22 protein-coding genes are annotated in these 23,047 nt (G+C 43.3%); 18 read left to right on the top strand and 4 right to left on the bottom strand.

Annotated elements, in window-relative coordinates; all coding sequences use genetic code 11:
* Positions 1 to 3 precede the first annotated feature (3 nt).
* Genes rapZ through whiA form a run of 3 tightly spaced genes read left to right on the top strand, consistent with a single transcriptional unit; the run spans position 4 to position 2,776 of the window.
* A complete protein-coding gene (gene rapZ / locus TZ92_RS08480; protein ID WP_000163039.1) occupies positions 4 to 894 on the top strand; it encodes an RNase adapter RapZ in 891 nt (296 codons plus the stop codon).
* Positions 891 to 1,868 (top strand): YvcK family protein, encoded by a 978-nt coding sequence (locus TZ92_RS08475; RefSeq protein WP_001231056.1) that lies wholly within the window; start codon positions 891 to 893, stop codon positions 1,866 to 1,868. Before rapZ ends, TZ92_RS08475 begins: the two co-directional genes overlap by 4 nt.
* Positions 1,865 to 2,776, top strand: a complete 912-nt coding sequence (gene whiA / locus TZ92_RS08470) for a DNA-binding protein WhiA (protein WP_000011290.1) — start codon at positions 1,865 to 1,867, stop codon at positions 2,774 to 2,776. Before TZ92_RS08475 ends, whiA begins: the two co-directional genes overlap by 4 nt.
* Positions 2,777 to 2,806: 30 nt before the next feature.
* Here the strand turns inward: whiA and TZ92_RS08465 are convergent, their stop codons facing one another.
* Positions 2,807 to 3,775, bottom strand: coding sequence for an NAD(P)/FAD-dependent oxidoreductase (locus TZ92_RS08465; protein WP_033630052.1), 969 nt, complete (start codon positions 3,773 to 3,775; stop codon positions 2,807 to 2,809).
* A gap of 136 nt (positions 3,776 to 3,911) precedes the next feature.
* On the opposite strand from TZ92_RS08465, the gene cdaA reads away from it, so the two are divergent.
* The 9 genes from cdaA (at position 3,912) to TZ92_RS08415 (ending at position 12,930) form a co-directional block, all read left to right on the top strand.
* A complete protein-coding gene (gene cdaA, locus TZ92_RS08455) occupies positions 3,912 to 4,769 on the top strand; it encodes a diadenylate cyclase CdaA (RefSeq protein ID WP_033630051.1) in 858 nt (285 codons plus the stop codon).
* On the top strand, positions 4,756 to 5,553 hold the full coding sequence (locus tag TZ92_RS08450) for a CdaR family protein (RefSeq protein ID WP_033630050.1): 798 nt from the start codon (positions 4,756 to 4,758) through the stop codon (positions 5,551 to 5,553). The genes cdaA and TZ92_RS08450 overlap by 14 nt, the downstream gene beginning before the upstream one ends.
* Before the next feature lie 30 nt (positions 5,554 to 5,583).
* Positions 5,584 to 6,936: a phosphoglucosamine mutase gene (glmM, locus tag TZ92_RS08445; protein ID WP_000521454.1), complete on the top strand. Its 1,353-nt coding sequence runs from the start codon at positions 5,584 to 5,586 to the stop codon at positions 6,934 to 6,936.
* 73 nt (positions 6,937 to 7,009) lie between these two features.
* Positions 7,010 to 7,384, top strand: a complete 375-nt coding sequence (locus TZ92_RS08440; RefSeq protein WP_001050092.1) for a DUF1149 family protein — start codon at positions 7,010 to 7,012, stop codon at positions 7,382 to 7,384.
* Between the two features lie 2 nt (positions 7,385 to 7,386).
* Positions 7,387 to 8,235: a DegV family protein gene (locus TZ92_RS08435; RefSeq protein WP_033630049.1), complete on the top strand. Its 849-nt coding sequence runs from the start codon at positions 7,387 to 7,389 to the stop codon at positions 8,233 to 8,235.
* Between the two features lie 264 nt (positions 8,236 to 8,499).
* Positions 8,500 to 9,267 carry a 4-hydroxy-tetrahydrodipicolinate reductase gene (gene dapB, locus TZ92_RS08430; protein WP_033630048.1) on the top strand — a complete coding sequence of 256 codons (768 nt, stop codon included), beginning with the start codon at positions 8,500 to 8,502 and terminating at the stop codon, positions 9,265 to 9,267.
* On the top strand, positions 9,264 to 10,463 hold the full coding sequence (locus TZ92_RS08425) for a CCA tRNA nucleotidyltransferase (RefSeq protein WP_080702655.1): 1,200 nt from the start codon (positions 9,264 to 9,266) through the stop codon (positions 10,461 to 10,463). The genes dapB and TZ92_RS08425 overlap by 4 nt, the downstream gene beginning before the upstream one ends.
* Positions 10,460 to 12,328 carry an ABC-F family ATP-binding cassette domain-containing protein gene (locus TZ92_RS08420; protein WP_033630046.1) on the top strand — a complete coding sequence of 623 codons (1,869 nt, stop codon included), beginning with the start codon at positions 10,460 to 10,462 and terminating at the stop codon, positions 12,326 to 12,328. The genes TZ92_RS08425 and TZ92_RS08420 overlap by 4 nt, the downstream gene beginning before the upstream one ends.
* A complete protein-coding gene (locus tag TZ92_RS08415; protein WP_033630045.1) occupies positions 12,325 to 12,930 on the top strand; it encodes a hypothetical protein in 606 nt (201 codons plus the stop codon). Before TZ92_RS08420 ends, TZ92_RS08415 begins: the two co-directional genes overlap by 4 nt.
* A gap of 58 nt (positions 12,931 to 12,988) precedes the next feature.
* Here the strand turns inward: TZ92_RS08415 and mntE are convergent, their stop codons facing one another.
* The gene (gene mntE, locus TZ92_RS08410; protein WP_033630044.1) at positions 12,989 to 14,182 is read right to left on the bottom strand and encodes a CDF family manganese efflux transporter MntE; all 1,194 of its coding nucleotides are present in this window, start codon (positions 14,180 to 14,182) and stop codon (positions 12,989 to 12,991) included.
* A gap of 307 nt (positions 14,183 to 14,489) precedes the next feature.
* Between mntE and TZ92_RS08405 the strand changes: the two genes are divergently transcribed.
* The 4 genes from TZ92_RS08405 to yaaA all read left to right on the top strand — a co-directional run bounded on the left by TZ92_RS08405 (position 14,490) and on the right by yaaA (position 20,107).
* A complete protein-coding gene (locus tag TZ92_RS08405; RefSeq protein ID WP_033630043.1) occupies positions 14,490 to 17,186 on the top strand; it encodes a cation-translocating P-type ATPase in 2,697 nt (898 codons plus the stop codon).
* Positions 17,187 to 17,290: 104 nt separating this feature from the next.
* Positions 17,291 to 17,701, top strand: coding sequence for a peptide deformylase (locus TZ92_RS08400; RefSeq protein WP_000412253.1), 411 nt, complete (start codon positions 17,291 to 17,293; stop codon positions 17,699 to 17,701).
* Positions 17,702 to 17,712: 11 nt separating this feature from the next.
* A complete protein-coding gene (locus TZ92_RS08395; protein ID WP_033630042.1) occupies positions 17,713 to 19,308 on the top strand; it encodes a hypothetical protein in 1,596 nt (531 codons plus the stop codon).
* A 76-nt stretch (positions 19,309 to 19,384) separates the two neighbouring features.
* Entirely contained in the window at positions 19,385 to 20,107 is a 723-nt protein-coding gene (gene yaaA, locus TZ92_RS08390) for a peroxide stress protein YaaA (RefSeq protein ID WP_033630041.1), read from the top strand.
* Between the two features lie 37 nt (positions 20,108 to 20,144).
* Here the strand turns inward: yaaA and TZ92_RS08385 are convergent, their stop codons facing one another.
* Both TZ92_RS08385 and TZ92_RS08380 read right to left on the bottom strand, forming a co-directional pair.
* Positions 20,145 to 20,693, bottom strand: a complete 549-nt coding sequence (locus tag TZ92_RS08385) for an NADPH-dependent FMN reductase (protein WP_033630040.1) — start codon at positions 20,691 to 20,693, stop codon at positions 20,145 to 20,147.
* Positions 20,694 to 20,784: 91 nt separating this feature from the next.
* Positions 20,785 to 21,231, bottom strand: coding sequence for a MarR family winged helix-turn-helix transcriptional regulator (locus TZ92_RS08380; protein WP_045594981.1), 447 nt, complete (start codon positions 21,229 to 21,231; stop codon positions 20,785 to 20,787).
* A 119-nt stretch (positions 21,232 to 21,350) separates the two neighbouring features.
* Between TZ92_RS08380 and TZ92_RS08375 the strand changes: the two genes are divergently transcribed.
* Together TZ92_RS08375 and TZ92_RS08370 are read left to right on the top strand one after the other, a co-directional pair.
* Entirely contained in the window at positions 21,351 to 21,827 is a 477-nt protein-coding gene (locus TZ92_RS08375) for a cell wall elongation regulator TseB-like domain-containing protein (RefSeq protein ID WP_033630038.1), read from the top strand.
* A 9-nt stretch (positions 21,828 to 21,836) separates the two neighbouring features.
* Complete coding sequence (locus tag TZ92_RS08370; protein ID WP_033630037.1) at positions 21,837 to 23,015, top strand: pyridoxal phosphate-dependent aminotransferase; 1,179 nt, start codon at positions 21,837 to 21,839, stop codon at positions 23,013 to 23,015.
* The last annotated feature ends 32 nt before the right edge of the window (positions 23,016 to 23,047 follow it).

The following is a 23,047-nucleotide window of genomic DNA, read 5'->3' as shown; positions in this document are numbered from 1 at the left end:
TAGATGACAAAGAAACAACTTCACCTGGTGATTGTGACAGGGATGAGTGGCGCAGGGAAAACGGTAGCCATTCAGTCCTTCGAGGATTTGGGATATTTCACTATTGACAATATGCCGCCAGCCCTCTTGCCAAAGTTTTTGCAGTTGGTAGAGACCAAGGATGATGACCATAAGTTAGCCCTAGTAGTCGATATGCGGAGCCGTTCCTTCTTTTCAGAGATTCAGGCTGTTTTGGATGAATTGGAAAACCAAGACGATTTGGACTTCAAAATTCTCTTTTTAGACGCAGCAGATAAGGAATTGGTGGCACGCTATAAGGAAACTAGAAGAAGTCACCCTCTAGCAGCAGATGGTCGAATTTTAGATGGTATCAAGCTGGAACGTGAACTCTTGGCACCTTTGAAAAACATGAGTCAAAATGTGGTGGATACGACAGAACTCACTCCGCGTGAACTGCGTAAAACCATTGCTGAGCAATTTTCAGACCAAGAACAGGCCCAGTCTTTCCGTATCGAGGTCATGTCTTTTGGCTTTAAATATGGTATTCCTATCGATGCAGACTTGGTCTTTGATGTCCGTTTCTTGCCAAACCCATACTACCTCCCTGAACTTCGCAATCAGACAGGTGAGGATCAAGCAGTTTATGACTATGTGATGAATCATGAAGAGTCTGAAAGTTTCTATCAGCACTTACTCGCCTTGATTGAGCCCATTTTGCCAAGTTACAAAAAAGAAGGCAAGTCTGTTTTAACTATCGCAGTAGGATGTACGGGTGGACAACACCGTAGTGTTGCCTTTGCAAAACGAATCGCTGAGGACCTTGCTAAAAACTGGCCTGTCAATGAAAGCCATCGTGACAAAGACAGAAGAAAGGAAACGGTAAACCGTTCATGAGAAAACCAAAGATAACGGTAATTGGTGGAGGAACTGGTATCCCCGTCATTTTGAAAAGCTTGCGAGAAAAGGATGTTGATATCGCAGCCATCGTAACGGTAGCTGATGATGGTGGCTCTTCTGGTGAGCTAAGAAAGAATATCCAACAGCTGACACCACCAGGCGATCTTCGCAATGTTCTGGTAGCCATGTCGGATATGCCTAAATTTTATGAGAAGGTTTTTCAGTACCGCTTTTCAGAAGACGCTGGTGCTTTTGCGGGTCATCCTCTAGGAAATATCATTATAGCAGGACTTTCTGAAATGCAAGGGTCCACTTATAATGCCATGCAGCTGCTAAGTCTCTTTTTCCACACAACAGGAAAAATTTACCCCTCAAGCGATCAGCCTTTGACACTGCATGCGGTCTTTAAAGACGGTTCAGAGGTGGCGGGTGAGAGCCATATTGCTGATTATCCAGGCATGATCGACCATGTCTATGTGACCAATACCTTGGATGATGAAACACCCCAAGCCAGCCGTCGAGTAGTCAATACCATTCTCGAGAGTGACATGGTCGTCTTGGGACCTGGTTCTCTCTTTACATCGATTTTACCCAATATCGTGATCGAAGAGATTGGGCAGGCTCTCTTGGAGACCAAGGCGGAGATAGCTTACGTCTGCAATATCATGACCCAGCGTGGGGAAACAGAGCACTTTTCAGACAGTGACCACGTGGAAGTCCTCCATCGACACTTAGGTCGGCCTTTTATTGATACGGTCTTGGTGAATATCGAAAAGGTTCCTAGAGAATACATGGATACCAACCGTTTTGATGAATATTTGGTTCAGGTAGAGCATGACTTTGCTGGTCTGTGCAAGCAGGTGCCTCGTGTGATTTCTTCCAATTTCCTTCGTTTGGAAAATGGAGGAGCCTTCCACGATGGGGATTTGATTGTGGATGAATTGATGCGAATTATACAGGTGCGCAAATGAGTTTTACAGTTGCAGTAAAAGAAGAAATTCTTGGTCAGCACCATCTCAGTCGTCATGAACTATCAGCCATCATCAAGATGTCAGGTAGTATTGGTCTCTCGACTTCGGGCTTGACCTTGTCTGTCGTGACTGAAAATGCCAAGTTAGCTCGGCACCTCTATGAATCTTTTCTCCATTTTTATGAAATCAAGTCAGAGATTCGCCACCATCAGCGAAGCAATCTTCGCAAGAACCGTGTCTATACGGTCTATACTGATGAGAGGGTGCAGGAGCTTTTAGCTGATTTGCGACTTGCGGATTCCTTCTTTGGTTTGGAGACAGGCATCGATCCTGATATTTTAGCAGATGAAGAAGCAGGTCGTGCCTACTTATGTGGGGCCTTTCTGGCAAATGGAAGTATTCGAGATCCTGAGTCTGGCAAATACCAGTTGGAAATCAGTTCTGTTTATCTGGACCATGCCCAAGGACTGGCCTCTCTTCTTCAGCAGTTTTTACTGGATGCCAAGGTTATTGAGCGAAAGAAAGGTGCAGTTACCTATCTCCAGCGTGCAGAAGACATCATGGATTTCTTGATCGTGATTGGGGCCATGCAGGCGCGTGATAATTTTGAGCGCGTCAAGATTTTGCGTGAAACTCGTAACGATCTCAATCGAGCCAATAACGCTGAAACAGCCAATATCGCTCGAACGGTTTCTGCCAGTATGAAGACCATTAATAATATCAGTAAAATCAAAGATAGAATGGGCTTGGAAAATTTACCAGTGGATTTGCAGGAGGTGGCTCGCTTACGGATCCAGCACCCAGACTACTCTATCCAGCAGTTGGCAGATAGCCTGAGCAATCCCCTAACCAAAAGTGGTGTCAACCACAGACTCAGAAAAATAAACAAGATTGCAGATGAATTATAAAACCACGAATCGTTGATTCGTGGTTCTTTTTTATAAACTTGTCGAGTGTTTTGGTTGAACTTTTTGTTCTGGGTCGATGTAGTTGATAGCATTATTGACGGCAGTAGGTGCTTCTCCAAGTCCTGTGGCAATCAAATCAATCTTACCTTCATAGTAGCAGCAGTCGCCGATAGCATAGATACCTGCTTGGCTGGATTCTTGCTTACTGTTGACAATAATCTTGTGACGGTTGAGGTCCAGCCCCCAATTTTTAAGATTGCCGACAGATGATTTGAAACCATAGTTGACAAAGAGGTGGTCTACTTCGATCGTTTCGGTTTCATCTGATTTGACTTTGCTGATTTCTAGTTTGTCGAGTGTTTTTCCATCTCCGAGAAGTTGGCTAGGGACGAACGGTGTCTTGATGGTTACAGATGATTCTTGCAGGGCTTGCACACTGTGTTCCAAGGCGCGGAAGTTATCTCGACGGTGAACAAGGGTAGTTGGCGCAATTTTTTCAAAAGCTAGAGCCCAGTCCACAGCTGAGTCTCCCCCACCAAGGATGGTTACTTTCTTCCCAGCGTATTGTTGGATATTGGAAACGTGGTAGTGGATATTTTCATAGTCTTCAACACCGTCTAATTCGAGTGGACGTGGTTTAAAGGCACCACCACCCATGGCAATGATGACTGTTTTGGTCAGGTGGCTTCCCTTGTTGGTTGTGATGGTAAAACCTTGATCTTGTTTCTCTATTTCAAGAACAGTTTCGTTGAGGTGAACAGGTGTTTCAAAGCCGTTTAGCTGTTCAATCAAGCGATTGGTCAGCTCTTCCCCAGTTAAGTTTGGAAAACCTGGCACATCAAGGATTTGCTTCTCAGGATAGAGGATGGCAGGCTGGCCACCTAGCTGGGGAAGGGAGTCGATGATCTGGACTTTAGCTTGGCGTAGGTGGGCGTAAAAGGCAGCAAAGAGCCCGACAGGACCGCCACCTACAATGGTAATATCATAGAGTTGAGACATGATTTCTCCTTCGTTTTTTCTAGTCAGTTTATTTTATCATATTTTTGCTTAATTTAAAATGAGGTAGGATAGGGAAAAAATGAGCAGAAAATGGTATAATAGTACGGAAAGTGTTTTGACAGGGAGGAGGCCAGGGATGAATTTTCAACCATTATCCAATTTGCAATACTGGACGAGTTTGTTTTCAAGCCCTTGGACAATAGTCACCAATCTGATTGATATTCTCATTGTGACTTATATTTTATATCATTTTACCAAAGCGATTGCAGGGACCAAAATCATGATACTGGTGCGGGGAGTCCTGGTCTTTATTTTAGGCCAGATTCTGTCCAATATGATTGGTTTGACGACCATTTCCTGGTTGATCAATCAGATCATCACTTATGGGGTTATCGCAGCAGTAGTTATTTTTTCACCAGAGATTCGGACTGGTTTGGAACGATTGGGCCGGGCTACGGATTTCTTCTACAATGCCCCTATTAGTGCGGAAGAGCAAATGGTTCGTGCCTTTGTCAAATCAGTCGAGTACATGAGCCCTCGTAAGATTGGTGCTCTGGTAGCAGTTCAGCGAGTGAGAACCTTGCAGGAGTATATCTCAACTGGGATTCCTCTAGATGCTAAGATTTCCTCTGAGTTACTGATTAATATCTTTATCCCCAATACACCCTTGCACGATGGTGCGGTCATTGTCAGAGAAGACAGGATTGCCGTAACTTCAGCCTACCTACCCCTGACTGAAAATACAGGAATTTCCAAGGAGTTTGGGACACGTCACAGGGCGGCGATTGGTTTGTCAGAAGTATCGGATGCTCTTACCTTTGTGGTTTCTGAGGAAACAGGTGGAATCTCAATCACCTATAATGGAGTCTTTAAGCATGATTTGACCTTGGAAGAATTTGAATCGGAGTTAAGAAGAATCTTGCTTCCGACATCCGAGAAAAAACAGGGTCTGAAAGAGCGTTTGCTAGGAGGATTGAAACATGAGAAAAAATAGTCTTTATATTATTTCTTCCTTCTTTTTCGCCTGCATCCTCTTTATCTATGCGACTTCAACAAACTATCAGAATAGCAATAGTGCTAGACAGGTGCGGACAGAAACCTATACCAATACGGTTCTTAATGTCCCAATCGATATTCAGTATGACAGTACTCAGTACTTTATCAGTGGTTTTACATCTGAAGTGACCGTCTTTCTGACTGGGTCAAACAGAGTTGCTTTGGCGAGTGAGATGCAGGAAAGCACTCGGAAATTCAAGGTCAAAGCTGACTTAACCAATGCCAGTGTAGGAACCATCGAAGTTCCCCTGACTATTGAAAATTTACCGAGTGGTTTGACGGCTGTTGCGACACCGCAAAAGATAACAGTCAAGGTTGGTAAAAAAGCAAAACGTGATAATGTAATCGTTGTGCCGGAGATTGACCCTAGTCAGATTGATTCTCGTGTGAAAATTGATACAGTTACTGTATCAGATGAAAAAGTAACGGTTATTAGTGATGAGGAAACTCTCTCTAGAGTAGATCGTGTCATTGCCATCTTGCCAACGAGTGAACGGATAACAGGTAATTATTCGGCTTCTGTTCCTCTACAAGCAGTCGATAAAAATGGAAATGTCTTGCCAAGCGTCATTATGCCATTTGACACTACAATGAAAATTACAACCAAAACAGTATCGTCTAGCTCGAGTTCTTCGTCAACGACCTCGTCAACGGGCTCTTCAACCAGCAGTTCGTCTTCAACGAGTTCAGAAACGAAACCAGACTCGTCTAAACAGGACTAAACAAAATAGTAGAAAAGGATGATAAATAAAATGGGTAAATATTTTGGGACCGATGGAGTCCGTGGAGAAGCAAACGTAGAACTGACGCCAGAATTGGCCTTTAAATTGGGACGTTTTGGTGGTTATGTTCTTAGCCAACACGAAACAGAAGCCCCTAAAGTCTTTGTAGGACGTGATACACGCATCTCAGGAGAAATGCTAGAATCTGCCTTAGTGGCAGGTCTTCTCTCTGTAGGGATTCACGTCTACAAACTCGGTGTCCTTGCAACACCAGCAGTAGCTTATTTGGTCAAAACTGAGGGAGCCAGTGCAGGTGTCATGATTTCCGCTAGTCACAACCCAGCCCTTGATAATGGAATTAAGTTCTTTGGAGGGGATGGCTTCAAACTTGATGACGAAAAAGAAGCAGAAATCGAAGCCTTGCTAGATGCTACAGAAGATACCCTTCCTCGTCCAAGCGCCGAAGGCTTGGGAACCTTAGTGGACTATCCAGAAGGTTTACGTAAGTATGAAGGCTACCTTGTTTCAACTGGAACTCCTCTTGAAGGGATGAAAGTGGCCTTGGATACAGCTAATGGTGCAGCGTCTACAAGTGCTCGTCAAATCTTTGCAGACCTTGGAGCTCAAATAACTGTTATCGGTGAGACACCGGATGGTCTTAATATCAACTTGAATGTGGGTTCTACACATCCAGAAGCTCTTCAAGAGGTGGTCAAAGAAAGCCAGTCAGCTATTGGTTTGGCCTTTGACGGAGACAGTGACCGCTTGATTGCTGTCGATGAAAATGGCGACATCGTCGATGGTGATAAGATCATGTACATCATCGGGAAATACCTTTCTGAAAAAGGCCAGTTGGCTCAAAATACCATCGTGACAACGGTTATGTCTAACCTTGGCTTCCATAAGGCCTTGGATAGCGCTGGCATTAACAAGGCAGTGACTGCTGTTGGTGACCGCTATGTCGTTGAAGAAATGAGAAAATCAGGCTACAACCTTGGTGGTGAACAATCAGGTCACGTTATCTTGATGGACTACAATACAACTGGTGATGGTCAATTATCAGCTGTCCAATTGACCAAAATCATGAAAGAAACAGGCAAGAGCTTGTCTCAACTAGCATCAGAAGTGACGATTTACCCACAAAAACTGGTCAATATCCGAGTGGAAAATGCCATGAAAGAAAATGCCATGGAAGTACCAGCCATCAAGACAATCATAGAAAAGATGGAAGAAGAGATGGCAGGCAACGGTCGTATCCTTGTCCGCCCAAGTGGAACAGAACCCCTCTTGCGTGTCATGGCAGAAGCACCAACAACAGAAGAAGTCAACTACTATGTAGATACGATTGCTGCTGTGGTTAAAGATGAAATCGGAATTGACTAAAGCCTAGAAAACTAGATGAAATGATAAAAATGTGGTACAATTGCATAGTAAATTGTAGCAATGGGAGAGAAAAATGAATCTTAAACGAGAACAAGAATTTGTTAGCCAGTATCACTTTGATGCTCGTAACTTTGAATGGGAAAATGAAAATGGAGCTCCTGAAACCAAGGTAGACGTGAACTTCCAGTTACTCCAACATGACCAAGAAAACCAAGTGACTTCTTTAGTCGTTATCTTGAGCTTCATGATTGTCTTTGACAAATTTGTCATCAGCGGAACAATTTCCCAAGTGAACCATGTGGAAGGTCGTATTGTCAACGAACCAAGCGAATTTAACCAAGAAGAAGTTGAAACCTTGGCACGTCCATGCTTGAACATGCTCAACCGTTTGACGTATGAAGTAACAGAAATCGCCTTGGATCTTCCAGGGATCAATTTGGAGTTTTAGTCATGAAATTAGCTGTCATTACAGATTCTTCAGCCTATTTAGAGGAGAGGACGCTGCAAAGAGAGAATCTATTTATCTTGGATATTCCTGTCAATATTGATGGGGAGGAGTATGTTGAAGGTGTCAATCTGACTGCTGAGGAATTTTATCAAAAAATGGCTCAGTCTGCAGAATTGCCTAAAACTAGTCAACCAAGTATTGCCAAATTGGATGAGATTCTAAGTTCCTTGAAAGATGAAGGCTATACTCATGTCTTGGGCCTCTTTCTTTCGTCAGGAATTTCAGGCTTTTATCAGAATATCCAATATATGTTAGACGAGTATGAAGGTTTGACCATTGCCTTTCCAGATACCCATATCACAAGTTCCCCTCTAGGATTTATGGTAGAGAGTGCCTTTGAATGGGCAGAACAAGGCGATGATTTTGCCCAGATTCAGGAGAAGTTGGCTATCCAAATTGCTGATAATTCAGCCTTTATCATAGTAGATGACCTCGACCACTTGGTTAAAGGAGGACGTTTGTCAAATGGGGCAGCTATCTTAGGAAATCTTCTCAGTATCAAGCCTATCCTCTACTTTAATGACCAAGGAGTGATTGAAGTTTACGAAAAAGTTCGTACAGAAAAGAAAGCAATCAAACGTTTGGTGGAAATCATCAAGGAGTTGACAAAAGATGGGGACTACCGTATAACAGTCATTCATGGGAACGCTCCTCAAAAGGCAGCGGATTTACGTCAGCTTTTGATGGAGAGTGGTGTGACTGCTGAGATTCCAATTGATACCTTTGGTAGTGTCATTGGGACCCACCTTGGAGAAGGTAGTATCGCCTTGAGCTATACACCAATCGTCTAAATTGTTCTTACAGACTTTGTATCTTAGAAATTGAACACGGACTACCTGCCTCTTGAAAAAAGATGCCTGTCTTGCCTTTCATGGAAAGTCAGCGCCATTCCCTATTTTTCATGGGCAGCTAACGTCCTTTGTATCTTGATAATTGAACACGCCTGGAACACTGTGTGAAAAAGATAGTTCTTCCAAGGAGTAGACACTCCTTGATCAGAACTCCTATTTTCACTTTGTGTTCTTACAGGTTTTGTATCTTAGACAGGAGTAGAGATGAGTATTCGAGTAATTATTGCCGGTTTTAAGGGAAAAATGGGCCAAGCTGCTTGTCAGATGGTCTTGGCTGATCCAGACTTGGACTTGGTCGCAGTTTTGGATCCTTTTGAGTCTGAGTCAGAGTGGCAGGGGATTCCTGTCTTTAATGATAAGGCTGACTTGGCTGGTTTTGAAGCGGATGTCTGGGTGGATTTTACGACACCAGCCGTTGCTTACGAAAATACGCGTTTTGCCCTTGAAAATGGCTTTGCTCCTGTCGTAGGAACAACTGGATTCACTAGTGACGAAATTGCAGAACTAAAAGCATTTTCCCGTGAACAAGATTTGGGTGGCTTGATTGCTCCAAACTTTGCCTTGGGTGCTGTCTTGCTCATGCAATTTGCAGCACAAGCAGCTAAATATTTCCCAAATGTGGAGATTATTGAACTCCACCATGACAAGAAAAAAGATGCTCCGAGCGGAACAGCCATTAAAACGGCTGAGTTGATGGCGGAAGTGCGAGAGTCTATCCAACAAGGTGCGCCTGATGAGGAAGAATTGATTGCTGGTGCCCGTGGTGCTGATTTTGATGGCATGCGGATCCACTCAGTTCGTTTGCCAGGCTTAGTAGCTCATCAAGAAGTTATCTTTGGCAATCAGGGAGAAGGATTGATCCTTCGTCATGACTCCTATGATCGCAGCTCCTTCATGACAGGGGTCAATTTGGGAATCAAAGAAGTTGTCAAGCGTCATGAGCTTGTCTATGGATTAGAACACTTATTATGAGATTAACGCAAATGCCTTCTGAATTTCAGAAGGCTTTACCAGTATTAGAAAAAATTAAAGAAGCAGGCTTTGAAGCCTATTTTGTTGGGGGCTCTGTTCGAGATGCCCTCCTCAATCGTCCCATCCACGATGTGGATATTGCGACTTCTTCCTATCCAGAGGAGACCAAGCAGATTTTTCCGCGAACAGCCGATATTGGAATCGAGCACGGAACCGTCTTGGTCCTAGATGGGGACGAGGAGTATGAGGTAACGACCTTTCGAACTGAAGATGTCTATGTGGACTATCGCAGACCCAGCGCGGTTTCCTTTGTGCGTTCGCTAGAAGAAGACCTCAAGCGCCGTGATTTCACAGTTAATGCGTTTGCCTTGGATGAGACAGGTGAAATCATTGACTTGTTTCAGGGTTTAGAGGATTTGGAAAACCAAGTCTTGCGAGCAGTTGGAGTGGCTAGTGAACGTTTTAACGAAGATGCTTTGCGTATTATGCGTGGTTTTCGTTTTCAGGCCAGTCTTGGTTTTAAACTTGAGCAAGAAACATTTGAAGCGATGAAGACTTTGACACCACTCTTGGAGAAAATTTCTGTGGAGCGTACCTTCGTTGAGTTTGATAAGCTCTTGCTGGCACCTTTTTGGCGAGTTGGTCTGGCTTCCATGATTGAGAGTCGAGCTTATGACTATCTTCCAGACATGGCAGGAAGTCAAGACAAGCTCAACAGACTGTTTGATTTGGAGACTGATTTCACTTTTGAGTCTTCCGAACAAGCATGGGCAGCTCTGTTGTGGGCTTTGGAGATTAAAGATGCACAGCCATTTTTGAAAGCTTGGAAAACCTCACGCCAGTTTGCCAAGCAAGTACAGGATTTGCTGACTATTTTGGCTTTTCGAGAAGAAGGAGAGCTGAGCAAGCGCGATTGTTACCGCTTTGACTTGGATTTACTTTTACAGGCTGAAAATCTTCGTCAGGCCCAAGGAAAAGAAGTCAACACACAAACCATCAAAGAAACTTACCAGAGTTTGACCATTCATGACAAGAAAGAAATTCAGATTAACGGTGGAATTTTGATTAAGGAATATGGTTACCAGCCAGGTCCTGATTTGGGAAATATTTTAACTGAGATTGAGTTTGCCATTGTCGATGGTGACTTGGAGAATGACCGTGATGCCATTCATACTTACCTGAGGGAGAAAAAATGAGTGATTTTATCGTTGAAAAACTAAGTAAATCCGTTGGTGACAAGACCGTTTTTAAGGATATTTCTTTTATCATCCATGATTTGGATAGAATCGGTCTGATTGGTGTCAATGGAACGGGTAAGACCACCCTTTTAGATGTTTTATCAGGTGTTTCAGGCTTTGATGGGGATGTCAGTCCTTTTTTGGCTAAGAATGATTACCAGATTGGCTACTTGACCCAGGATCCAGAGTTCGATGATAGAAAGACAGTTTTGGATACGGTCCTATCCAGCGACCTCAAGGAAATCCAGTTGATTCGTGAGTATGAGTTAATCATGCTCAACTATAGCGAGGACAAGCAGGCTCGTTTGGAACGCGTTATGGCGGAGATGGATTCTCTCCAAGCCTGGGAAATCGAAAGTCAGGTCAAGACCGTTCTCAGCAAGTTGGGTATTCAGGATTTGTCGACTCCAGTTGGTGAATTGTCAGGTGGTCTGAGAAGGCGGGTTCAGTTGGCGCAAGTTCTCCTAGGAAACCACGACCTCTTGCTTCTGGACGAGCCAACCAACCACCTGGACATTGCGACCATTGAGTGGCTGACTCTTTTTTTGAAAAATTCCAAGAAGACCGTTCTCTTTATCACCCACGATCGTTATTTCCTAGATGCACTATCAACGCGGATTTTCGAGTTGGACCGAGCAGGCTTGACCGAGTATCAGGGAAATTATCAGGACTATGTTCGCCTCAAGGCTGAACAAGATGAGCGTGATGCAGCACTTCTCCACAAAAAGGAACAACTCTATAAGCAAGAATTAGCCTGGATGCGTAGACAACCGCAGGCCCGTGCGACCAAGCAACAGGCCCGTATCAATCGTTTCCACGATTTGAAAAAAGAAGTTTCAGGTGGCGTTGCTGATACAGACTTGACTATGAACTTTGAAACCAGTCGGATTGGGAAAAAAGTCATCGAGTTTCAGAATGTTTCCTTCGCCTATGAAAACAAGCCCATTTTGCATGATTTTAATCTCTTGGTGCAAGCCAAAGACCGTATCGGAATCGTTGGGGACAACGGTGTCGGGAAGTCAACTCTGCTTAATCTCATCGCAGGAAGTCTTGAGCCTACTAAAGGCCAAGTGTTCATCGGTGAGACGGTTCGCATCGCCTATTTCTCTCAGCAAATTGAAGGATTGGATGAGAGCAAGCGAGTTATCAATTATCTGCAGGAAGTGGCAGAGGAGGTCAAGACCAGTGGTGGTTCTACGACTTCCATCGCTGAGTTGCTGGAGCAGTTCCTTTTCCCACGTTCAACCCATGGAACCTTGATTGAGAAATTGTCTGGTGGCGAGAAAAAACGCCTTTATCTCCTCAAATTGCTCTTGGAAAAACCAAATGTTCTTCTTTTGGACGAGCCGACAAATGACCTAGATATTGCGACCTTGACAGTTTTGGAAAATTTCTTGCAGGGCTTTGCAGGTCCTGTCTTGACAGTTAGCCACGATCGCTATTTCCTTGATAAGGTAGCGACCAAGATTCTCGCCTTTGAGAATGGCAAGATTCGTCCTTTCTTTGGCCATTACACCGACTATCTTGATGAAAAAGTCTTTGAAACAGAGATGGCCAATCAAGTGCAAAAGGCCGAAAAGGAGAAAGTGGTCAAGGTCCGTGAAGACAAGAAACGCATGACCTACCAAGAAAAGCAGGAGTGGGCAAGCATTGAAGGCGATATTGAAGCCTTGGAAAATCGTATTGCTGCTATTGAAGAAGAAATGCAGGCAAATGGCTCTGACTTTGGCAAATTGGCGATGCTTCAGAAAGAGCTAGACGAGAAAAACGAAGAACTCCTTGAAAAATACGAACGCTATGAATACCTAAGTGAGTTGGCATGATGGAAGAAAAAGTCATTAAACGTAGTCCCAAGAAAATCATTTGGAATACCTTGTTTGGCTTGGCTTCAGTGCTTTTCTTCTTGCTGCCTCTCTCTTATCTCCATTTGTACTCGCAAAAGGGAACCAGACTTCATACGATAAGTCTGTTATTAATACTGCTTGTCCTCTTTTGTGCTGGAGTAGTCGTTTATCAGACATACAGACTGTTAAGTTCCGATAAGGAATATTTGAAATGTACTGTCGAGGGATTTTACTACAAACCGAATCCAAAGAAACCCAGTCATTTCTACGCTTGGGCAGATGTAGAGGACTTTTCCTTCTCTAGGATTCGAGGGAAGTATAGGGATTCTTATCGGATTGAAGTTTATTTTAAAAACCAGGAAAATGTGAAATCCCAATCCTTTCTAGCTCTGTTGAAGAGAAGGATTCTCCCTTTTCATCCGTCAGCAGATTTGATCATCCCGATTTTTCTGCTAGATGTAGGTCTTCCTGAAAGGGTCTATGAAGCCATGAAGTACTATGAAAGAGAATGGCGCATCGAACAAAATCGTCAAGTAAGAAAACAGACAACACAAGCTTCGAAAACCAAATCTTCCAAATAGCTATAAGCCCGTTTAGCGTAAAGACAATCAATCAAAAAGCCCTATCCACTGGATAGGGTTACTCTTTGTCTTCTTTTTTTGTTTCCTGGTGGAAGATATTTTGCCAAGTTTCATGGCGACGCCAGATACTAGTGTGGACGATACCATCTAGCTCATAGCAAATGAGCTTGGTTTTTTGACTAATTGAGGTAATCTGAATATCCTTAATCGTAGCACTAAGTTCTTTTTCAGTCTTATAAGCCTCTTTATCCATCTGCTCTCCATCTTGACGGATATAGAGAAAGTCCTCAGCAAGGAGTTCTTCTAGCTGATTGCCTTGGTCGATCAATTGCTCGCGCATGAGTAGTTTTTTATAGACATTGTCCAAAATTTCGTCTTCAGGTATAGGAGCAGGTTCGATGTGGATATCAGTATCAAAAACACCAAATCGTTCTTCTAGCATAGACTCAACCTGGTCCGCAATTTCGTGACTTTCATAGACTGATAGGTCGGGATTCATCTCCAGCGTGATATCAAGATAGATATTGCTACCGTAGGTGCGACCTCTTTGGGACTTTACCTTACTAATCTTTGGAATCTCCATAATGGCCTTTTGGTAGTCCTCTAGCAGACGGTCATCAAAGCCATCTGAAAGACTGAAGGAAGACTCGATAAAGATATCGTAGGCTGTCTTTAAGATAAAGAAAGTGATGATGATAGCGACCAATTTATCCACGATAGGATAATTGAAACTGCTGGCTAGGATAGCAATGGTCGTCCCAAGCGAGGTAACAGCATCGGAAAGATTGTCCTTGGCGGCAGCCTTGAGCGCCTTGGACTTGGATTTTTTACTGAGGCGAGTATTATAGAGATAAACGGCAAACATGACCGCCGCAGAGACGACTCCGAGAGTTGCACCCAGAGGGTCGATAACTGTCTGTTCCCGACTGAGAATCTTTTGAATGGTGTCTCGAAGAACATCAAAGCCAACGTAGAACATGATGATGGAAGTAATCAAACTAGCCAAATCTTCAATCTTCCAGTGACCGAAACGATGGTCACGGTCTGCAGGCTGGCGCGCCATCCGAATGCCAATCAGAAGAGCAACATTTCCGATAATATCGGATACGTTGTTGAAACCATCCGCTACCAAACTGGAAGAATGTAGGAGGTGGCCAGTCGCTAATTTTGCCGCAGACAAGAGGAGGTAGGTCGAAATGCTGATAATGGCACCACGTTCCGCCAACTTGAGATTTGACATGGATTGGTTCATCTGACTTCCTTTCTAGTGCTGAGATTCTGTTTTCATTATACTGGTTTTCATGGGAAAATTCAAATTTAGTCTTGTTTCATCGGATTTTAATTCTTGAAAATTGTTCAAATTTTGATATAATAGTACTACTCAAGGGAGTAGCTGGCAGAAACCTGTGATAGTGTCGTCATTCCGAATTTTATACTGCAAAGTATTCTTTCCGGCGCTATCTTAAACAGCGAGACTTGTTATGATTAACAGGTCTCTTTTTGTTTGTCATAAAACCAAAAGAGAGTCTGTTTTGCACACAAAGTCAAGGAGGAGACATATGTCAAAAGAACAAAAACGCCAAGCGTTTTATACTCAAAGTCCCGAAGAAGTCTTGAAGTCGGTTGAAGCAACTGAGCAAGGTCTTTCGTCAAGCGAAGCGCAGAAACGCCTTGCTGAATATGGGCGCAATGAACTCGAAGAGGGTGAGAAAAAATCTCTCTTGGTTAAATTCATCGAACAGTTTAAGGATTTGATGATTATTATTTTGGTGGCTGCAGCCATCTTGTCTGTCATAACTTCTGGTGGGGAAGATATTGCAGATGCCATCATTATTCTAGCCGTTGTTATCATCAACGCAGCCTTTGGTGTTTACCAAGAAGGAAAAGCAGAAGAAGCCATCGAAGCCCTCAAATCGATGTCTAGTCCAGCTGCGCGCGTTCTTCGTGATGGGCATATGGCTGAGATTGATTCCAAAGAATTGGTACCAGGAGATATCGTTGCCCTTGAAGCAGGTGACGTGGTACCAGCGGACCTACGTTTGCTAGAAGCCAATTCACTTAAAATCGAAGAAGCAGCCCTAACAGGTGAGTCTGTTCCAGTCGAAAAAGACTTGACCGTCGAGCTCTCTGCAGATGCCGGTATTGGTGACCGTGTCAATATGGCCTTCCAAAACTCAAACGTGACTTATGGTCGTGGTCTTGGTGTTGTTGTCAATACAGGTATGTATACTGAAGTGGGTCATATCGCTGGCATGCTCCAAGATGCGGATGAGACGGATACACCACTCAAACAAAACTTGAACAACCTTTCTAAGGTTTTGACCTATGCTATCTTGGTCATTGCCCTTGTTACTTTTGTTGTTGGTGTTTTCATTCAAGGAAAAAATCCACTTGGTGAGTTGATGACCTCTGTTGCGCTTGCTGTTGCAGCCATTCCAGAAGGACTCCCAGCTATCGTGACCATCGTTCTTGCCCTTGGTACTCAAGTTTTGGCAAAACGAAACTCTATCGTTCGTAAGTTGCCAGCAGTAGAAACACTTGGTTCAACTGAAATCATCGCTTCTGATAAGACTGGTACGCTTACCATGAACAAGATGACAGTCGAAAAAGTCTTCTATGATGCAGTACTACATGATTCAGCTGATGACATTGAACTAGGTCTTGAAATGCCTCTTCTTCGTTCAGTTGTCTTGGCTAACGATACTAAGATTGATGCAGAAGGAAACCTGATCGGGGATCCAACGGAAACAGCCTTTATCCAGTATGCCTTGGACAAGGGCTACGATGTTAAAGGGTTCTTAGAGAAATATCCTCGTGTGGCTGAGTTGCCATTTGACTCAGATCGTAAGCTCATGTCAACAGTTCACCCATTGCCAGATGGTACATTCCTTGTGGCAGTCAAGGGAGCTCCTGACCAACTCTTGAAACGTTGTGTTGCTCGTGATAAAGCTGGAGATGTCGCTCCGATTGATGAGAAAGTCAATGACTTAATTCACACAAACAACTCTGAAATGGCTCACCAAGCCTTGCGTGTCCTTGCAGGTGCCTATAAGATTATCGATAGTATTCCAGAAAACTTGACTTCCGAAGAACTGGAAAACAGCTTGATCTTTACTGGTTTGATTGGGATGATTGACCCTGAGCGTGCCGAAGCGGCAGAAGCGGTTCGTGTCGCTAAGGAAGCAGGAATCCGTCCAATCATGATCACGGGGGACCACCAAGACACAGCGGAAGCCATTGCCAAACGTTTGGGAATCATCGATGAAAATGACTCGGAAGACCATGTTTTGACAGGTGCTGAGCTCAACGAACTGTCAGATGAAGACTTTGAAAAAGTAGTTGGTCAATACTCTGTTTATGCCCGTGTGTCTCCAGAACACAAGGTTCGTATCGTCAAGGCTTGGCAAAAACAAGGTAAGGTTGTTGCTATGACAGGTGACGGTGTTAATGATGCGCCAGCTCTGAAAACAGCCGATATCGGTATCGGTATGGGAATCACTGGTACAGAGGTTTCTAAGGGGGCTTCTGACATGATTCTTGCAGATGATAACTTTGCGACTATTATCGTCGCAGTTGAAGAAGGACGTAAGGTCTTCTCAAACATTCAAAAGACTATTCAGTACTTACTTTCTGCCAATACTGCTGAAGTATTAACTATCTTCTTATCAACCTTGTTTGGTTGGGACGTCTTGCAGCCAGTTCATCTTTTGTGGATCAACTTGGTAACAGATACCTTCCCAGCTATCGCTCTTGGTGTTGAACCTGCTGAGCCTGGTGTCATGAATCATAAACCACGTGGACGAAAGGCAAGCTTCTTCTCAGGTGGTGTTTTGAGTTCTATCATCTATCAAGGTGTACTCCAAGCAGCTATTGTTATGAGTGTTTATGGACTTGCAATTGCTTACCCAGTTCATGTGGGTGACAATCATGCCATTCATGCGGATGCCCTTACTATGGCCTTTGCAACACTCGGTTTGATTCAACTATTCCATGCCTACAATGTCAAGTCTGTTTACCAATCCATCTTGACAGTTGGCCCATTCAAGTCTAAGACCTTTAACTGGTCAATCTTGGTATCTTTCATTCTTCTGATGGCAACAATTGTCGTAGAACCTCTTGAAGGAATCTTCCACGTAACCAAACTAGACTTATCACAATGGGCTATTGTTCTAGCTGGAAGCTTCTCAATGATTCTTATCGTCGAAATCGTTAAGTTTGTTCAACGTAAACTTGGTCTTGATAAGAATGCGATTTAAAAAGAAAGTCATCTTCGGATGGCTTTTTTTGCATTTGAGGGAAAGGAATAGAAGTTGCCCCCTTTTGTGCTATAATAAAGTAAAGATGTAAGGAGCGTAAGAGAATGGAAAAGAAAATTGTCCGAGATGTCTTATTCTTGTCTCAGGTCTCGAAACCTGCAAGTCAGGAAGACCTTTATCTGGCTAAGGATTTGCAGGATACACTACTGGCTAATCGTGAGACCTGTGTCGGTCTGGCGGCCAATATGATTGGGGTGCAGAAGCGCGTGATTATCTTTAATCTTGGCCTAGTTCCCATGGTTATGTTTAACCCTATTCTCCTTTCCTATAAAGGACCTTACGAGACAGAGGAAGGTTGTTTGTCTTTGACTGGGGTCCGAACGACGACTCGTTATGAAACGATTACGGTTTCCTATCGCGATAGTAAGTGGCAGGAACAGACTATTACGCTAACAGGTTTTCCAGCTCAGATATGCCAACATGAACTGGATCATTTGGAAGGACGAATTATTTAGGAGGAACTCAGATGAAACGCATCCTTTTTGAACTTGTTTTTATCGCAACGACCTGGTATATCTTTTTGCCTCCCTTCAATCTTACTAGCTGGGAATTCATCTTCTTTCTCTGTGGGCATCTGGTGGTGATGGGGATTTTGTTTAGTTTCCGCAAGGATTCTAATCTCATCAAAACGGTTCATGTACGACATGGCAAGCCTGCCAATGAGCTCAATCTAGAAGGACTTCATTTTACCAAACTCAGTAGAGGATTGTTGATGGCTGCAGGCCTTATCTTTGCCCTTGCTGGTCTGGTTAGCTTAGTGACATCAAGCTTTTTCCAAGCAAAAAACTATGCCAATGTGGTGTCTATCACCGAAAAAGAATTTAAAGATTTTCCTAAGAGTGATACCAGTAAGGTTCCGATTTTAGATCGGAGCACTGCAGAAAAAATTGGTGACCGTTATCTGGGCTCTCTGACTGATAAGGTATCCCAGTACGTAGCAGCAGATACCTATACCCAGCTGACAGTTGATGGCAAACCCTATCGGGTAACTCCTTTGGAGTATGCCGACCCGATCAAATGGTTCAATAATCAAGCCAAGGGAATTGGCGAGTATATCAAGGTTGATATGGTGACAGGGAATGCGGAATTGGTAGATTTAAAAACACCGATGAAGTATTCAGACTCTGAGTATTTTAACCGCGATGTCAAACGTCATCTTCGGATCAAGTACCCAACCAAGATTTTTAAAACTCCGTCCTTTGAGGTGGATGATGAAGGAAATCCTTTCTATGTAGCAACCGTTTATCAAAAACAGTTTGGTCTAGGAGTACCTCGCCCTTCATCTGTTATTATCTTGGATGCTACCAATGGCGAAACCAAGGAATACAGCTTGGATGAAGTGCCAGAATGGGTGGATCGTGTTTATCCAGCAGAAGAAACTATCGAGCAAATCAACTACAACGGCAAGTATAAAGATGGCTTCTGGAATGCCTTGATCTCTAAGAAAAATGTTACCCAAACGACAGAGGGCTATAACTATCTTTCTATCGGAAATGACATTTATCTCTACACGGGTGTGACTTCAGCAAATGCTGACGAAAGTAATTTAGGATTTATCCTTGAAAACATGCGCACTGGTGAAATCACCAAGTACAATCTAGCATCAGCAACCGAAGAATCTGCCCGAGCTTCAGCTGAAGGGGCCGTGCAAGAGAAGGCCTATAAAGCGACCTTCCCTATTCTTGTCAATCTCAACGACAAACCGCTCTACATCATGGGCTTGAAGGACAATGCAGGTCTGGTCAAGGAGTATGCTTTGGTCGATGCAGTGGAGTACCAAAACGTCATCGTAGCAGCTACAGTAGATGAACTCCTCAGCAAATATGCCAATAAAAACGACCTCGACCTGGATAACGAAACGGTGGAAAGTATCAAGGGAGTGGTTTCAGACCTTAAATCAGCTGTTATCAAGGGTGATACCGTCTACTTCTTTAAAGTTGATGGCAAAATCTATAAGGTCAAGGCCTCAGTGTCAGACGATCTTCCTTACCTTGAAAATGGCCAATCCTTCGAAGGTCAAGTTGGAAAAGATAACTATCTCAAGACCTTTAAAGTTAAGTAAAAGAAACCTCGGTATAAACCGAGGTTTTAAAGATGAAATTCTTGGTCGTGATTGAAAAATATGCTACACTAACAATATGAAAATTTTAATCCCAACAGCAAAAGAAATGAACACAAACCTCCCTCTTGTCGAAGCGCTCCCCTTGAGTGAAGAAAGTCAGGCAGTCCTTGACTCACTGGCGCACTACTCAGCTAGTGAATTAGAAAGTTTTTATAAGGTATCTGTCGAGAAATCAGAAGAAGAGTACGCTCATATTCAAGCTCTAAAAGATCAGAGGGCTAAGAATTATCCAGCCTTGAAACTCTTTGATGGTCTCATGTATCGCCACATTAAGAGAGATAAATTGACCGAGACTGAACAAGCCTATCTTGAAGATCATGTTCTGATTACCTCGGCTTTGTATGGCGTAGTTCCAGCCCTATCTCCCATGGCGCCTCACCGCTTGGACTTCTTGATGAAGTTAAAAGTGGCTGGAAAAACTCTAAAGAGTCATTGGAAATCAGCCTACGATGAGGCACTAGAGGATGAGGACTTGATATTTTCTCTCTTGTCATCCGAGTTTGAAACAGTATTTTCTAAGGAAATCAGAGAAAAGATGGTGACCTTCAAATTTATGGAGGACAAGGCTGGTCAGTTGAAGATTCACTCAACCATTTCCAAGAAAGCGCGTGGGGCTTTTTTGACAGCCTTGATAGAAGGACAAGTTCAAACAGTCGAACAAGCTCGTAAGCTCAGTTTCGCCGGTTTTGACTATCGACCTGATTTATCAAGTGACTTAGAACTCGTCTTTGTGAAATAAGGATAAAACCAGCTCATTCGAGCTGGTTTTTGCTTGATTAGTTGATGGCTGCAAGAAGGTTGTCAGCTTGTTTGGCAAGTGATGAAGCAGTTGTTTCTTCTAACACCAATTTTCCGTCTGCCCAAGCAGAGTCATTGACACGTGCAGCAGTAAAATCACCAACGACTTGTGTGCGGATAAATGGCAAGAGGTCTTTATAAATCGCAAAGAGTTGATCGTGACCGGCATTGGCTACAGATGAGACAGTAACAAACTTGTCTTGGAGGGCAGAAGCACCACGTGTATCAGACAAGTCAATGGCACGCGAGAGCCAGTCAAGTAAGTTTTTCACGGTTCCAGGGATAGAGAAGTTGTAGACTGGAGAGAAGATCCAGATAGCATCCGCAGCAAGGACTGCTTCGCGAGCAGCAGCTACAGCTGGATGAGTTGGAACTTCAAGATCTTGGCTGAAGAGGGGAACAGCTGAGTAATCAAGATAGCTAACTTCTACTTTACCAGCAAGTGCTTTTTCAGCTTCGAGGGCCATTTGATGGTTGAAAGAACCTTGGCGAAGTGATCCGACGATAAATAATACTTTTTTAGACATGATATGTCTCCTTTAGTTTAAAATTCAAAGAGCGAACTCTTTTGTTACCGTCTATGTTACAACAAATAATACTAATTAGCAATAATTTTGCTCAAAAATCTTTAAATTTTTTTAAAATCCGAATCAAATCTTCCTTTTCCCCATCTTCCAAGATACTAAAAGCATCTACAATAGAGTTAATATGGTCAGGAAGAACCTCTTCAATTTTTTTGCGTCCAGCAGGTGTTAGTTTCAGGAAAAAGGAACGACGGTCTTTTGGGTCACAAGTTTTAGAAATCCACCCATCTCGAACCATGTTTCGAATAACAACAGTCATGTTTCCAGAAGTGGCCAACATTTTTTCAATCAAATCCTGAATACGCAGTTCTCCCTTGCTATAGAGGGTTTCCAAAACCGAAAATTGAGTAGGGGTTAGTCCGTGTTCTTTGGCAGCCTTGGTTTCATAAGGTTTAAAACTTCGCATCGATTTATTGAGAACGATAGCCGTTTTTAAGTCTAGTTGATTATCGGAAATTTTATCTTTTAAATATTGTTTCATAAGGGTATTCTATCAATAAATAAATAGAAATACAAGAGGCATGGATTTTATAGGGAAATTATCTTAGAATGTTCCTGTCTTCACTTGTAATAAAGGAGGAGAGATGGTAAAATAGACGAGTGAAACTAAGACAGAAAAAAGCAAAAAACAAGCTACTTATACAATACGGAATCGGCATTCCTCTGGTGCTACTAGTGCTGACTGGATCCTTTCTTTACCTGATTTCTCTTAGCATGAAACCTTATCAAGATGCTAGGGTTGAAGGAGAAAAACTGGCCAAGCAGTATGCAGAATTGGAAAAAGCAGATCAGGTTGATTTTTTTAATGGTTCGGAAGCTTATTACAGCCTTCTGGGGCATAATAAAAAGCAAGAGGCCATTGCCGTACTGATTGAAAAGAATGACCACAAGATTTACGTTTATCAGCTAGATAAGGGGATTTCTCAAGACAAGGCAGCGACGATTTCGAGAGAAAAAGGTGCTAGTGACATTGACAAAGTCACTTTTGGTCGCTATCAGGACAAGCCGATTTGGGAAGTTAAGTCAGGAAACCACTACTATCTGATAGCTTTTGAAACAGGAGCAGTGATCCAATAAGGAGGGCATATGAAACTATCCAAGCGTGTACTAGAAATGGAAGAGAGTGTCACTCTAGCCAGTGATGCAAGAGCCAAGGCATTAAAAGCTCAAGGAAAAGATGTTCTTTTCTTAACCTTGGGACAGCCAGATTTTCATACTCCTGAAAATATTCAGGATGCGGCGGTGGAAGCGATTCGTGATGGACGAGCTTCCTTTTATACAGTTGCTTCAGGTCTGCCAGACTTAAAGGCTGCGGTTAATACCTACTTTGAACGCTATTATGGGTATTCTGTAGCAGCCAACGAGGTTACCTTTGCCACTGGTGCTAAGTTCTCTCTCTACACCTTCTTTATGGCTGTGGTCAATCCAGGTGATGAGGTCATCATCCCTACACCATACTGGGTCAGCTATGGAGATCAAGTCAAAATGGCAGAAGGTGTGCCGGTCTTTGTCCAGGCCAAGGAAGACAATCACTTTAAAGTAACAGTAGAACAGCTAGAAGCAGCCCGAACAGACAAGACCAAGGTCTTGGTTCTCAATTCGCCATCGAATCCGACCGGTATGATTTACACTCGTGAGGAATTGATGACTATCGGAAATTGGGCGGTTGAACATGATGTCCTCATCCTAGCAGATGATATCTATGGTCGCCTAGTTTATAATGGAAATGAATTTGTTCCAATTTCTAGTCTGTCAGAAGCGATTCGCAAGCAAACCATCGTTATCAACGGTGTATCTAAGGCCTATGCCATGACTGGTTGGCGGGTAGGTTATGCAGTAGGAAATCCTGAAATTATTGCTGCCATGAGCAAGCTAACAGGACAAACAACCTCCAACCTGACTGCTGTATCACAATATGCTACCATTGAAGCCTTAACTGGGCCACAAGACTCTGTCGAAACCATGCGCCAAGCATTTGAGGAACGCCTTAATACCATCTATCCTCTCTTGTGCCAAGTGCCAGGATTTGAAGTTGTCAAGCCCCAAGGTGCCTTCTATCTCTTCCCAAATGTTAAAAAAGCGATGGAGATGAAGGGTTATACCGATGTGACAGAGTTTACAACGGCTATCCTTGAAGAAGTCGGTCTGGCCTTGATTACAGGAGCAGGATTTGGGGCGCCAGAAAATGTTCGTCTCAGCTATGCCACAGACTTGGATACTTTGAAAGAAGCTATTCGTCGTTTGCACCAGTTTATGGAAAAATAAAACTCAGAATCTTCGTCATACTGGCGAAGATT

The sequence above is a fragment of the Streptococcus oralis subsp. oralis genome, assembly GCF_000960035.1.
Classification (GTDB): Bacteria; Bacillota; Bacilli; order Lactobacillales; family Streptococcaceae; genus Streptococcus; species Streptococcus oralis_G.
The sequence above is the reverse complement of the archived record's forward strand: the minus strand, read 5'-3'. Positions and strand labels throughout refer to the sequence as shown.